Here is a 341-nt window from a genome sequence, read left to right on the forward strand (position 1 = left end):
GACATGAAATCAGGCCTAGCTGCTTTAGCAATTGCTATGTGTGAGTTAAAAGAAGAAGGCATAGATTTAAACGGTCGTATCCGTTTTCTAGCTACGGTGGGTGAGGAAATTGGCCGTATAGGATCAAAACAATTGGTTAAAGAAGGCTATGCCGATGATATTGATGGTCTAATCATTGCTGAACCTTCAAGTTCTATTATTGCTTACACCCATAAAGGGTCTATGAACTTTACAGTAACTGCTAAGGGTAAATCTGCACACTCTTCAATGCCTACTGAGGGAATTAACGCAATCAACCATATTGCTGACTTTGTTTTGCATTTTAATGAGGCTATGGATAA

Annotated in this window: 1 protein-coding gene; it reads left to right on the forward strand. The window is 39.0% G+C overall.

Annotated elements, in window-relative coordinates; genetic code table 11:
* Nucleotides 1-3 precede the first annotated feature (3 nt).
* A partial coding sequence (locus tag HMPREF3116_RS09240) for a M20/M25/M40 family metallo-hydrolase (RefSeq protein WP_246819073.1) occupies nt 4-341 on the forward strand: 338 nt, incomplete at its 3' end.

This window comes from Aerococcus sp. HMSC10H05, from assembly GCF_001806975.1.
Lineage (GTDB): Bacteria > Bacillota > Bacilli > Lactobacillales > Aerococcaceae > Aerococcus > Aerococcus viridans_B.